Source organism: Succiniclasticum ruminis DSM 9236, assembly GCF_900112895.1.
In the GTDB taxonomy this organism is placed as follows: domain Bacteria; phylum Bacillota; class Negativicutes; order Acidaminococcales; family Acidaminococcaceae; genus Succiniclasticum; species Succiniclasticum ruminis.
This window is the reverse complement of record NZ_FONL01000001.1, coordinates 417991-430887: the sequence shown is the minus strand read 5'-3', so window position 1 is coordinate 430887 and position 12897 is coordinate 417991. Positions and strand designations below refer to the sequence as shown.

Below are 12897 nucleotides of genomic sequence, written 5' to 3'. Positions count from 1 at the left end.
TGTTTCGGGTTATCGACGGATGCATGCAGCAGCTTTTTGTTTTCATCAACTTTTGTCTTTGGGCAGGGAGGAGCCATTATAAAATGCCCCTTGTTCTTAGCCAGGTAATCCTTAAGATTGGCAGGCTGGGGCTTGGGTTTGGGTTTGGGTTTGGCTTTGGCTTTGGGCTTGGGACTGCTTGCCCGGGTGATTGATGGCTGCTTATTGTGCCGTTTCGTTTTGTTGCCATTATTGCCTGAATGCTGTCCTTTGCTGTCCAAATACTTCTTATAGCGCTTTTCTCGTATGGCTTTGGTCTGCGGGTAGGTGTCTTCCTCATATGCAGGGCAGTAGGCAGCATAAGAGCAGTTATGCGGCAATAAATCGCAGCTGAATTCGCCCTTTGCTCTTTTTAGCCGGAAGTGCATACATAAAAGCCAAATATTTTTCTTGAAAGGCTCATTGGTGTTTTCATACCGTGTTGCCGGGTGCATGCCAGTCCCTTTAGTCTCTTTTGGCGATTTAGCCACGGGTTCACCTTCTTTATATCCGATTGCCGATTTAGATGGGCATTACTATTATATCATTGCATCTAAGAAACTACAAAACCGCATGAAAAATGACCCGGGTTGAATACCCGCAAGAATGCATGTTGAGCCCGCCTCCCGGGGAGAAAAAGCATAGCTTGGGCACTCCGGCGAAAAACTGTTGTTGCAGAAACCGGGTGCCGCAACGGCTCAGGAGGGAACGCCCTATGTCAATAATTCACAAAGCTGCGGATTACGTGAATAGAAAGATCGTCAAATGCCTGCTTTTCTGCGAAGTTTCCCATAAATGTTATGGAATAGATATAGCCTCCGGCATAAATAGAGCCGTTTCTGGCAAAGACTTCCACACCATTTCCATCCCTTGTAACCGTATCGATCAGATAAACCTCATTGCTGTGGTCCTTGGTGAGGAGAAATCCCTGGTACAGGACCGACATTCCCATGCTGGCAATCCTGCCTTCCTGGATGGCGATGTCGTTCTTTTGCTTGAGCAGGTTTAAGACCTCCCGTTCCGTCAGGGTCTCAATGCCGGAGCCGTGCATGTCATGGACGACGATATGCATGGCGCAGCTGCTGCGGGCATCGTTAAGCTCCACCAATACATTGGGATTGTAAGCCTCTTTATAGGTACCAGGATACCTGATTGAAAAGCCGTAGGCGGCATTTCTGTAGATACCATCCAGACTGATGCCGTTCCCATAGCAGATGTTTGCTGCAACCAATAGAAATAGAAGAACTATCAACAGTTTCTTTTTCATGCCCATCATCCTTTCCTCAGCCGTATTGCAGGCTATGATTATCAGTTAATTACATCATAGCACGTTTTTGGAAAATGTGGTCGCTTCGCAGTCGACATATTGGGCTGCACTGAGAAACACGCTTTTGTGTTATAATAATACATATTGCAATGAGATAGTTTTTTTGTAATATAGGTAATTTTTGTTATATTGATAGCATCCTTAAAGAATTTCCTGAGGCAGTTGAGCGCTATATACGAAACAATGCTGCTTGATACGCAGTTTCTCAAATACGGAAAACAGAGATTATAAAGAAACCAATGCAGAATTCAAGGCAAGAAAAAACGGGTTTGCAGGCTACCTGTTAAAGTAGCCGGCAAACCCGTTTTCCTGTGTTTGGGTGTTGAACACGAGACTTTCTGCTTAATTAACAAGCAGACCCTCCAAAGGTTCGAATAAAGAGGCATCAAGAGTTTTCGCATACTTCTCAATCTTTCGATTTAATCCGGGAATAGTTAAATTTGACGGATAATCATAGCCAGTTGCGGCTCTGAGAAAACGCAACGCATAAGCATATGCATCCAACTCCGCTGGTTGTAGATAGTAATCTTTCTTACGTCCGGCGCTAAAATCTGTGTAAAACTTATATTTAGTAAAATATTTACGGGGGAAATATTCATGCTGCCAGCAATGCCGCATCTCATGCGCTAATGTTTCAAGTAGATCTATCTGGTGATATTTTGGAGTTTCAAAAATATCAATTTGTGTAGTTTTACCATAAATGTCCGGCCCATAAGAATTCAATCCTTTCATATCTTTCGCGCACGCCGGTGGAGTATTTTTGAGAAAAATGTGAGGGCACCTTACGTTCATTGACTTTGCTAATTTAGCACCAACAAGGTAAAACTTGGAAATATCATAATTTGTATTGTAGGGACAGGGCAAATCAACGGGCCAATCCATCTCTACGCCAATATATTCTTTGGTATCACCGTTCATAATTTTCAAAACGTCCTTGTTAGATAATCCTTCTCTGGTGTAAACAAGAATAGGAGTGTTATCCAAAACAGTCACTATATAATCATAATTATCCCAAAGTTTCAAACCACAAAACAAGGTAGGGCATTTGCTTAAAGTGGATTTATGATACATACCTAAATTGAAATAGATTTCACTCATATCAATTGTAGTGCTAAAGGTTAATTCTATTCTCTTCACGGGTAAAGCAGAATTAGTTTGTTCTTTGTTAAAATCCATTTAATCCTCCTAATTATTATAATTTATTGTTTCAACACGATATACATAATGGCTGAAAACAATCATTAGTTTTTTAATTATCACCTCTTTGCCATTTGGACGTGGATTTGCGCGGCAACAACGTTTCGCTGTTCCCTAACAATGTTTTACAGAATTTTTATCGACTATGTCTATAGGGTTGGGTGAAGTTGCAAAAAATAATTCATAACTTTTTCTGAAAACACTGTCAGGGTGTCTTTTTTATTGACCTCTGTGTGTATGACTGAGAAAATAATAATATAGCAGTGGCTTTAGCTGCCATCGACTCGCTCGAATCCGGCCCTGACTTCCGTTGCTGACAAAAGTCCTTCACGCCAACCCTTTTTCCTAGTCAGGTACGCTCCGCAATGAAGGACTTTATTAAAAAAAATTTTATAAATTTGGTTCCGCTTTTTCATTTTTTGGTGGATTTGATTTTAGCATTCTGCTGTGTTTTTGAAGGCCGTAACATAATATACCCAAATGATAGTAATCCCGGGTTAACGCTAAGAGTTAGCCCGGGAATCTTTATGTGTAAAAAAATGTACATGGACTTAAATATAATTAAGACAAAAGAAATCAGGAATAAAGCGAGGTGAGAAAATAAAGAAATGAAAGTCAAAAAAGGGAAAAGTATCCCAGAACCTGTTAACTACGATTTCCCCGACCCCGCTTCTGATGACGATGATGAGTTATTTGGATGTGATGCATTTACTCTTTTGCACAAGGCAGCAGAATACGAAAGATGGGCAGAAAGGGCAAGATGCTGTGGCAGGGATGATTTGGCGATACTGTATGAAATCAAAGCGGAAGAATGGTTTGAATGGTATAAGGGTATGGAGCAAGGGTAACTCAGCCTGGTGCAAATTGATAGTAAAGAGTGACACAGATGGCAAAATGCAAACGATGCGGAAAAGATATAAAATTTGTCAAAACAAAAAAGGGAAAATGGCTGCCGGCAGAACAGGAAATGGTTGTAATCACGCCTGTTGAGAAGCTCGGTAAACCTTACATCACGGACGCCGGGCAGATAATTTACGGATTACCTACGGCTCCAGATTGCTGTTACAAAGGCATTTCCGATATTAAAGCATATCTCTGCCATTTTGCAAACTGCCTGTATCGCGGAAAACAGAATAAAAAGAATCAATAATTTTGCCCATGTCTTGCAGTAAAAATTACAACATGCAATAATAATTATAAGGGAAAGGGCTGAAATAAAATGTTTGCAACCGGGAATAAAAAAATGCTGAATATGCTGATCCTTGATATTCTGGAACAGTATTCAGACGAAGATCATCACCTGACACAACAGGAAATCATCCTGCACCTGCGTGCGCAGTTCGGAATGGAATGCGACCGGCGTTCTGTGAAGAACAATATCGACTCCTTAAAGGAGCTGGGCTTCGATATTGTAACGAACAACAAAGGCGCATTCCTGGCAGGCCGGAAGTTTGATAATGCGGAGCTCCGCCTTCTCATTGACAGCGTATTGTTCAACAAGGGAATTTCTCAAAAACGTGCCCGGGAACTGATTGACAAACTAAAAGAATTTGGCGGGCGGCATTTTTCCGCGAAGGTAAAGCATGTTTGTAACCTGCCGGAACTGCAGCATACGGACAACAAGCAGACCATGTACGCACTGGATGCCCTGAACGATGCTATTGATAAGAAAAAGAAAGTCAGCTTCGTTTATAATACATACGGAACGGACTTCCAGATGCATCCCAAGAGGAAAGAACTGTATATCGTGAACCCGTACCAAATCGTAGCCAACAACGGGCGCTATTACCTGATTGGCAACTACGAGAAGTATGATAATGTTGCGCATTTCCGCATTGACCGTATGACAAATGTGTGCATGCTAGACGAGAGGCGCAAGCCCGTATCCCAGGTAACTGATTTCAAAAACGGTTTCTCGCTTCCGAAACATATGGCGGAACACATTTATATGTTTAGCGGGAAAACGGTGAGTGTGCGTATGGTCGCAAAAAAACACCTGATGGATGAACTGGTGGATTGGTTTGGAAAAGACTTCAAAATCCGCAAAGAGCTTGAAGATGAAATGCTGGTTGACGTGAAGTGCAACAAATCCGCTATGAAATTTTGGGCGCTGCAGTACGGGCCATATGTGGAGGTGATAGAACCGGTGGAGTTGCGGGAAGAGATTAAGGAAAGCGTGAAGGGGATGCACGAAAAATATAATGCTTGAATTCATAAAAACTGACATTAAACAGAATATATTAGTTTGCAGAAACGTTTAACATGTTAGAAAGTTACCTAGATTTAGCAGTTGCGTTTTTTGAAAAGGGGGTAGATTTTTTATGAATTATGACCAGGCATTATCAAAAGTTCCGTTTTATGTTATTCATCCTGAATACATGCCTTATATTGGTGAAAAGTATGAAGACTATAAAATTCTGATTGTGGGTGAAAGTCACTATATTGGACAGAGTCCTGAAACACAAAAATTTACCGTTGATTATTTCACAACGAATTGGTGGAATGGGAGTTGTGGTGAACTGGATGCTTTTTTTTCAGGATGGTATGATACCAGGCTTGTTGTAAAGAAATATTTAACTGGCATTAGGCGCCATGGCCATTCAATCTTTACGAATTGCATAAAATCATTTAGTGATATAGTATTGGGGCATCCTATCAATCATATCAGCACGGAAGAAAGCCAGAAGTTTGTTTACTTTTCTTTTATGAATTTTTTTCAGATGCCATCTTTGTTTGAAGGGATGAAATTTTGGGACTCGCTTACAATAAATAACACGGAAGAAAATGCAGCAGCTATGTGGCATAAGGCCGTTGAAAAATCAAGTGAAGTATTGGATAGTGTAATTGATGTTATTAAACCGGAATTAGTTATTTTTGTTTCAAAATCAGCCTATTATGCTTATAAAGGTTCTAATGCAAAACATAAAGATGATGAAAACGTAAAAGGCGTCTGCCATCCGGGATGCAGTTATTGGTTCAAAAAGAGAAAGAGTGATGGCTTATGTGGCAAAGATGATTTTGAAAACTGTTTAAAGCAGTTTATAGGTAAATAATAAAAGTGAATCAAATGGACAGCATGATTTTAAACTTTTCTCAAAGAAGCGGTTATGCTACCGTTAGGTATTTAGGAAAATACAAGGAACATGATTTATATAAACCTCTTTACGAAGACCCGCATATAGCAACTGGACTTCCTGTTTACATCATTATAAAGGATGATAAACTGGAATTCGTCAGGGGCCGGGAAGGCCTGAAAATACAAAAGTATAGGGTTAAACAAAGAAGTATGTTAAGTTCAGTTGATGAACACTGATGTTGTTAATATAATTAAATGAAAACGGAAACGGAGGTATGTAAAATGCGCGAAGAGATTAAAAACTCAAGCCGGAAAAGAATTGGTTATATTGAAGATGGTCTATATGGCAAGAAAATTGTTCTTGATGACAAGGCGCACAAATTAGGTGAGATTAGGGAAGAATACGGAGGCAAACTGGTTGTATATGACTGGATGTTACACAGACTGGGGCACTGGGACAATCGTAATGATATCACTTACGACAAAAATGGCAGAAGAATTGGGAAGGGAAATCTTCTTCTGAACTTCTTATTCGATAATTTATAAACATTCGAAAGTACATTATTAAGAGGTGAGATTATACCGTATCAACCACAAGCTTACAGGCGTAGCTAATAACCGCAATAAATGTGGTCACATGGATCTTCCGTCTATTAACAAACATCTTACCTTATGATATAATGAACGTGTGTTCAATATACAGAGGGCGATGTTATGAAAACAAAATTTTGTATCGGTCAGCATGTGTACTTTATCATTTCAGGGCGCTTCATTAAAGAAGCTGTAGTTGTTTCATCATCTTCATGGTTCGTAACGATTCGGTTCAAAAAGAAAGAGGATTGTATTATTTGTCTTCCCATTAACAGGATATTCACCACAGAGGAGGAAGCCTGGCAGCATATCCGTCCCGCGTTGCCATCACCATGTGCTTCATCACCAACACCTAATACAGAAGAGGAGAACTACATCTGTAGACATTGTTGGGAACTGTGGGAATAAATACAAAGGTGTGTATAACTTGAGGCACATATAAGCCTGTTCCTTACTCTCAGGCGTATTTTTTTATGCTATTTCTGTTAGAGAAAAAGCCTAGTATCGGAAGTTTAGAATCTGGTACGCGGCTTTTTTTATTGACCGGATAACCATATAAATCTTATAATTAAACTAAAGAAGGTTTATTGGATAAAAAAGCGGGCATCAGATTATTGCGCGCACCAGCATATTAAGAACAAGTGAATGAAGGTGACAAAATGGATAAATGCCCTAATTGCAATAAAAAAATAGATACTGAATTTGTGTTTTGCCCATTTTGCGGGTATGCTGTTAAGTCGATTAATCAGGATGATAAAGAACCAGATATTACAGTTGATGAAGCGGAAAAATATTATAATTTGGGTTGCCGTTATTATGAAGGGATAAAAGTTAAACAAAACTATGTAAAAGCGGCAAAATACTTTTTAAATGCAGCTAAAAAAGGAAATTTGCTTGCTCAATGTCGACTAGGATCGATGTATGAGAATGGTGAAGGGGTAGAGCAAAGCTATGAGAAAGCTGTGGGCTGGTATTATACTGCAGCCGAGCAAGGGAATTCAGAAGGGCAATATTGTCTGGGACTACTTTGCTTACAAGGTTGGACTTTAGAAGATGCAAAAGACAGCGAAATGGCAGACATATTGGGAGCAAACGTATTAGACAGATTTACTTTATCGAAAAGAATTTGGACATCAGATCAAGATTATATTGCGGCCGCTGAGTGGTTTAGTAAAGCTGCTAAGCAAGGTCACGTATCCGCTCAATATCAGCTAGACGCTTTGTATAAAAATGAAGATGAAGTATTTCATAATTTAAAAAAGGCCAAGAAACAAGAGCAGTTAGAATCTCAAGCAGAACTGGCTTACAACCTGTATTATGGCATTGGAACAGAAAAAGATGTTGATGAAGCGTTAAAACTGTTTCAAAAAGTTGCAAATAAAGGACATCTTCGTTCACAATATAATTTAGGTCGGTTATATGAAAAGGCCGAAGATATAGAAAGAGATTATTCAAAAGCATTAAAGTGGTTTAAAAAAGCAGCAAATAAAGAATATGCCGATGCGCAGCGTGAATTGGGCGTAATGTATGAGAATGGATATGGTGTTAAGCAAAGTTACTCTAAAGCTGCATACTGGTATCAAAAAGCTGCAGAGCAAGGAGAAGTTAATGCACAGTTTAGGTTAGGAATTTTTTATGAAAAAGGAAAAGGAGTAAAACAAGATTATGAAATCGCTTCTGATTGGTATAGTCGGGCTGCCGAACAAAAGTATTCTGCTGCAATATTGAATCTTGCTGTTCTATATTATTATGGCAAGGGCGTTGAACAGGACTATTCTGCGTGTTTTTATTTATTAAATAAAGCAGCAAAACTTGGCAACATTGAAGCACTTTGTTATTTAGGAGTATTATACGAAGGCGGAAATGGTGTTGAGCAAAGCTATGAAAAGGCTGTTAAATATTATAGAAAAGCGGCAAAAAAAGGTGATTCAAAAGCACAGAATAACTTAGGCTTTTTTTATGATAATATACAAAAAGATTATAAAAAAGCTTTGTTTTGGTATCGCAAAGCTGCAAAGAATGGAAACTCTAGAGCTCAATTCAACCTGGCGTTTTTCTATGAAAGCGGAACAGGAGTAAAAAAAGATGTTTTAAAGGCCATTTACTGGTATCATAAAGCAGCAGCTCAAGGAAACGATGAGGCTGCAATTAAGTTAAAGTCAATTATAACTAATGAGAAATAAATATAAAACTAATATTAATTCATTTGTATGTAACATAGCATAGTTTGTAAGCAAAATGAAGTTAGGAGAATAAAACCAATGGCAAAACCAAAAAATGCAGAAGAGTGGGAAATTTACGATTATCTAATGGAACACTATAAAGAGGAAGGAGCGATTGGTCTGGCACCAGTGAAGGACTTATACTACAATAAAAATTGCCACATGAGTTGGCAGCAACTTAAAGAAGATATGAAAAGAGTATTCCATTATTGAAAGACAGCTTCCCTGTTTTGGAGCACAATTTTTGTAGCATTTTTGTAGCAAATGAGCTTATTATTTATTTTCAATGCCTTAAATGATTTCTTTTTCGTTACACTTTTACAACAAAAGCACTATAAAATCGTGTAAAAACACGATATAATGTTACAGGTTTAAGCTGGTGAGAACGTCAACTATAAATGGCATTCAAGAGGTCAGGGGTTCGATCCCCCTCGTCTCCACCAGAATCCATGCGGGTTGCGATTTTTCGCAGACCCGCTTTTTTCATTTTTTGGAGTTATGAACTATTATAATAAGCTGGTGTTTTGAGGTCGTACCGTTTAACTCGGCGAATGCCAGGAGGCCGGACTTTCACGCAATACCCCATGACCCTGGTCTCATACAGATTATATATTCTGTATTACGGTTATTCTATACTGATGCATAACTGCCTGTCTATCATATTTTAATGAGTACGTAGGGCTTAATCGCAGTAATCATGCGGGTTTGCAAAACAAAACCGGGTGTTTTTACACCCGGTTTTATATTTTCCCGGAAGAAGAATTGCCAACTTGATTAAATGATTATTAAATGATATAATTCTTATTAGTAATCATTTCTTTTAAAATAACAATAGTATCAGGAGGCTATTCTAAATGAATTACTTTGCAACAGGATTGGATTATTTCTTTAAGGGCGGACCTGTCATGTATCCGCTGCTGCTCTGTTCTATTGCAGCCATTGCGATCTGCGTGGAACGCTATCTCTTTTTTAAAAAGGCAGACAGCGGCAGGGAATTTACCAGGCAGTTCTGTGATTATATAGAACAGGATAATTGGGCGGATGCCAAGGCGCTGGCAGATTCGACCCGGGGCGAAATTGCCAAGTTAGCCACCATCTTTATGGCCAGACACGGGAACTATGAAAAGCTGGAGAACTTTGTCGGAATAAAAGCAGCCCGGGCAATTGATAAATTCGAGCAGCGTCTTGACTATCTGAACGTTATCGTCGCACTTGCGCCGGTTCTGGGTCTTTTGGGCACCATTACCGGTATGATCAGTTCGTTCAATAACTTTAGCAAAAGGCTGGATGATCCGCTTATCGTTACGGCCGGTATTGGCGAAGCTCTCATCACTACGGTTTTCGGTCTTTGTATTTCTATTGTTGCTATCTGCATGTACGCCTACTTTAACCGCCGTCTTGCAGGAATTACCCTGAATGTGGAAGATATGAGCAATACGCTGCTGGAGGCTATTGCAAAAAAACTGGATAAACAGGCGGGTAACGAGAAATGATTAAATTAAAATCCAGAAGAAATAAAATGCCGGCAATGATGCTGAGTCCAATGATCGATATGATGTTCCTGTTACTCATATTCTTTATTGTCAGCACCATGCAAATGACCGAACTGAAAACGATTCCGGTGAAACTGCCGGTTGCTACAGAAGCGGTGATTCAAAATACGGCAAAGTTCACGGTAACTATTAAGGACGATGGCGCCTACTGGCTGGCAGATAAAGTAATAAGCAAACAGGAACTGATCAATAAGGCGCGTGAGGAGCAAAAGAAGGATGAGAAGTTCCATATTGTTATACGCGCGGATGAGAATGTACAGTACAAGGCAGTGATAGGCCTCCTTGATTCGTTCAAAAAAGCTGGTGTGTCACGTGTAGGCCTGGCGACGGAGAAGGACACTAAGAAATGAACGTAAACAACGATGAAAAAAAGGGGCTGGCATTTTCTGTCCTTTTCCACATTGTCTGTTGCGCTCTGGTTGGTCTTTTGGTTCTGACCAATTTTCATACTTTTCCGGAAGAGCCGGTGTATGATGTTGCTCTGGTGGGAGGCGGTGACGCTGCCCCGGAAGTGTCGCAGCCAGAGCCGGAACCGGAGCCGGAGCCGGAAGAAATCATAAAACCCAAAGAAGACGACATTGTAGAAAAGAAAGAGAAGCCTGTTCCTAAAAAACAAACGATCCAAAAGCCTGCGGCCAAGCCTAAGTATACGGCGCCGGGGGGGACCGGATCCGGAACCAAACCGGGTACCAACGTCGGAAAAGGTGAAGGCATAGGGCCGGCCAGCGATGCTATCCAGGCGCCGGCTGTACCGCCCCGGGTAACCCGTTCCCGCATGCCGTCCTATCCGGAATCCTGCCGTAAAAGCGGGATCACCGGTACGGCGGTGGTACGTTTCCTTGTAGGAAAGAGCGGTGGGGTGGAGTCTGTCGTGCTGGCAAGATCCAGCGGCAACGGCGCGCTGGATCAGGCTGCCCTGAATGCAGCCGGCGGCTTCCGGTTTAAACCCGGACTGGACGGATATGGGCGCCCGATCCGCTGTTATGCATACCAGCCCTTTGCATTCCGTCTGTAACGGGTATAAAAGGGACGGAAATCAATCTTTGGTTATATTGGCTATATTCCAAATATACAGGGCCTGCCTGATGGGCAGGGCCCTGTATTGTGTTTTTATGGGAGTTTAAAACTATATTGCAGGTATACAGGCGTGTAGTACATCAAACAGCCATGATGCCTGCATCTGAAAATCTGCTTGACTGTTTTCCCTGTATATAGTGTATAGTTTAACCACAGGGAAATATCGCAGATTTTTTAAATCATTTTTGATAGCAATATCAACAGGGTTGCATATAAAGATTCCCTGAAAACAAGTTAAATATTAAAAGGAGGAAAGATCATTATGGCACATCCAAAATTTGAGCTCCCCGACGACCCCCATGCAAAAGCGCGCTATGCAAGCGCTAAACTGCATGCGGAAGCGGCAAAGAAAGCAGGAAAATCTTCTGAGGAGATCCATGCGGTATTTAAAAAGGTTATGAGTTTTAACCCGGCTACCGATTTGGAAAAAGTTCCGAAAGATGAGGCTCATAAGAAATACCGCAGCGCGCTGTTGCATGCCATCAAGGCTAAGGAAGCAGGCAAAAGCGACGCCGAAATCCATGAGGTTTTTGAAAAAGTGCTGAAGAGCACCGGTTCCGGTCATTGCAAAGCAAAACAGTAATTCCTGACAGAACTGCTTTAAACAGGTTTTCCTGCCCGGATGCTGTTTGCGGTCAGTAAATAAAGAGCAGCAAATTAAAAACCTTTTCCCGTATAATTCGTAACGCAATTATAGGGAAAAGGTTCTATTTTTTTGTTTCTATGCAAGTGTTTCCAAAAATGCACAATTTAAATACTTAAAAAGACCTTCAGGAATTAACCTGGAAAAACAGTTTTGTCACATAATCCTGTTGATTCTGTGTAAACCAATGGTTTTTTACAGGCAGCACAAATACATCTCCGACCGGTTTTAGTTTGTATTTTTCTAATTGTTGTTGTATTTTTCCGCTGATTTCATCCGCTTTGTCATAAAACGTTCCGTCAAACGTCATTTCACAGTAGAGGCTTTCCGGTAATGTAAGGATGTAGTATTTTTTTGTTCTGGCTTCTGTCTGGTTTTCATGAACGGTCGGTTTATCAGGCGTATTCTGTTCGGGACCGGCAGTTTCAAGGTGATGGTTTTTAACCGGTCCGTTCAGGAAGAAAAAGAAGCCCGTTGAGATATTGCTGCAATGACCCGAAAAAAAGTCTTCCCGGGTAATGACCCAACCCTGTTGTTTTTCCAACAGGCTGCGGTTATGCAGGTTTTTATGGCTGGCTCTGGCAAACAGGACTATACGGTCTTTCCCGCTGTCTTTTTCGGCAAGCGGATTGATTTTTATATATCGCGGGGGATAAGAACGGATAAAAACCTGGTTGCGGAGTTCTTTTCTTTCCTCATTCAGTTTATCCGTGATGACAGAAATCGAATTCCGTATCCGTTCGTTTTCCCGGATGATGTCCGCGCAGACGCGGTCTTTTTTCCGGAAGATTTCATCCAGCTTTTCCCTGCTTCTGTTATTCAGGTAGTCCTGGATATCATTAATAGGGATGTCAAGAGAACGCAGGTTTACAATAATCTCCAGGTCAAGATATTGGGTGATTGAATAATGCCGGTATCCGTTTTCACTGATAAAGTCAGGCGACAGCAGGTGGATTTTATCATAATATAAAAGACTCTGTTTGGAAATGCCAAACATAGAAGCCAGTTCTCCTGCCGTAAAATAGTTTTCGTACTGCTTTTTTGAAATATTATTCATACTAATTCCTTTTTATCTTGACCATACAATAACTATATAGTTTAATATTACTATAATATATTTATTATAGCATAGTTTTTAAATTTGGCAAAAATGATACAAACCAGTAATATGATTCAGATAAAATCCGGTAAAT

Annotated in this window: 15 protein-coding genes and 1 pseudogene; 12 read left to right on the top strand and 4 right to left on the bottom strand. The window is 40.5% G+C overall.

What is annotated here, in order from left to right:
- From BM159_RS01975 to BM159_RS01965, 3 genes and pseudogenes are all read right to left on the bottom strand, one after another.
- Window positions 1-509, bottom strand: a pseudogene (locus BM159_RS01975) (hypothetical protein); the annotation flags it as partial.
- A 227-nt stretch (window positions 510-736) separates the two neighbouring features.
- Window positions 737-1285, bottom strand: coding sequence for a hypothetical protein (locus BM159_RS01970; RefSeq protein WP_143089374.1), 549 nt, complete (start codon window positions 1283-1285; stop codon window positions 737-739).
- A gap of 402 nt (window positions 1286-1687) precedes the next feature.
- Window positions 1688-2521, bottom strand: coding sequence for a hypothetical protein (locus BM159_RS01965; RefSeq protein WP_093912570.1), 834 nt, complete (start codon window positions 2519-2521; stop codon window positions 1688-1690).
- Window positions 2522-3150: 629 nt separating this feature from the next.
- Between BM159_RS01965 and BM159_RS01955 the strand changes: the two genes are divergently transcribed.
- The 12 genes from BM159_RS01955 to BM159_RS01905 all read left to right on the top strand — a co-directional run bounded on the left by BM159_RS01955 (window position 3151) and on the right by BM159_RS01905 (window position 11644).
- Entirely contained in the window at window positions 3151-3390 is a 240-nt protein-coding gene (locus BM159_RS01955) for a hypothetical protein (protein WP_093912568.1), read from the top strand.
- Between the two features lie 395 nt (window positions 3391-3785).
- Window positions 3786-4751 (top strand): helix-turn-helix transcriptional regulator, encoded by a 966-nt coding sequence (locus BM159_RS01945; RefSeq protein WP_218149472.1) that lies wholly within the window; start codon window positions 3786-3788, stop codon window positions 4749-4751.
- 112 nt (window positions 4752-4863) lie between these two features.
- Window positions 4864-5595 (top strand): hypothetical protein, encoded by a 732-nt coding sequence (locus BM159_RS01940; protein ID WP_093912565.1) that lies wholly within the window; start codon window positions 4864-4866, stop codon window positions 5593-5595.
- A gap of 14 nt (window positions 5596-5609) precedes the next feature.
- A complete protein-coding gene (locus tag BM159_RS01935) occupies window positions 5610-5855 on the top strand; it encodes a hypothetical protein (RefSeq protein WP_093912564.1) in 246 nt (81 codons plus the stop codon).
- Window positions 5856-5900: 45 nt separating this feature from the next.
- Entirely contained in the window at window positions 5901-6164 is a 264-nt protein-coding gene (locus BM159_RS01930) for a hypothetical protein (RefSeq protein ID WP_093912563.1), read from the top strand.
- Window positions 6165-6332: 168 nt separating this feature from the next.
- On the top strand, window positions 6333-6617 hold the full coding sequence (locus BM159_RS11790; RefSeq protein WP_143089373.1) for a hypothetical protein: 285 nt from the start codon (window positions 6333-6335) through the stop codon (window positions 6615-6617).
- A 251-nt stretch (window positions 6618-6868) separates the two neighbouring features.
- Window positions 6869-8392 (top strand): zinc-ribbon domain-containing protein, encoded by a 1524-nt coding sequence (locus tag BM159_RS01925; RefSeq protein ID WP_093912562.1) that lies wholly within the window; start codon window positions 6869-6871, stop codon window positions 8390-8392.
- A gap of 78 nt (window positions 8393-8470) precedes the next feature.
- Window positions 8471-8644 (top strand): hypothetical protein, encoded by a 174-nt coding sequence (locus BM159_RS11890; RefSeq protein ID WP_177205852.1) that lies wholly within the window; start codon window positions 8471-8473, stop codon window positions 8642-8644.
- A gap of 641 nt (window positions 8645-9285) precedes the next feature.
- Window positions 9286-9924, top strand: coding sequence for a MotA/TolQ/ExbB proton channel family protein (locus BM159_RS01920; RefSeq protein ID WP_093912561.1), 639 nt, complete (start codon window positions 9286-9288; stop codon window positions 9922-9924).
- Complete coding sequence (locus tag BM159_RS01915; RefSeq protein WP_093912560.1) at window positions 9921-10334, top strand: ExbD/TolR family protein; 414 nt, start codon at window positions 9921-9923, stop codon at window positions 10332-10334. The genes BM159_RS01920 and BM159_RS01915 overlap by 4 nt, the downstream gene beginning before the upstream one ends.
- Window positions 10331-10999, top strand: a complete 669-nt coding sequence (locus tag BM159_RS01910; protein WP_093912559.1) for an energy transducer TonB — start codon at window positions 10331-10333, stop codon at window positions 10997-10999. Before BM159_RS01915 ends, BM159_RS01910 begins: the two co-directional genes overlap by 4 nt.
- Before the next feature lie 324 nt (window positions 11000-11323).
- Window positions 11324-11644 (top strand): hypothetical protein, encoded by a 321-nt coding sequence (locus BM159_RS01905; protein WP_093912558.1) that lies wholly within the window; start codon window positions 11324-11326, stop codon window positions 11642-11644.
- A gap of 187 nt (window positions 11645-11831) precedes the next feature.
- Here the strand turns inward: BM159_RS01905 and BM159_RS01900 are convergent, their stop codons facing one another.
- A complete protein-coding gene (locus tag BM159_RS01900; RefSeq protein ID WP_093912557.1) occupies window positions 11832-12761 on the bottom strand; it encodes a MerR family transcriptional regulator in 930 nt (309 codons plus the stop codon).
- Window positions 12762-12897: the final 136 nt, after the last annotated feature.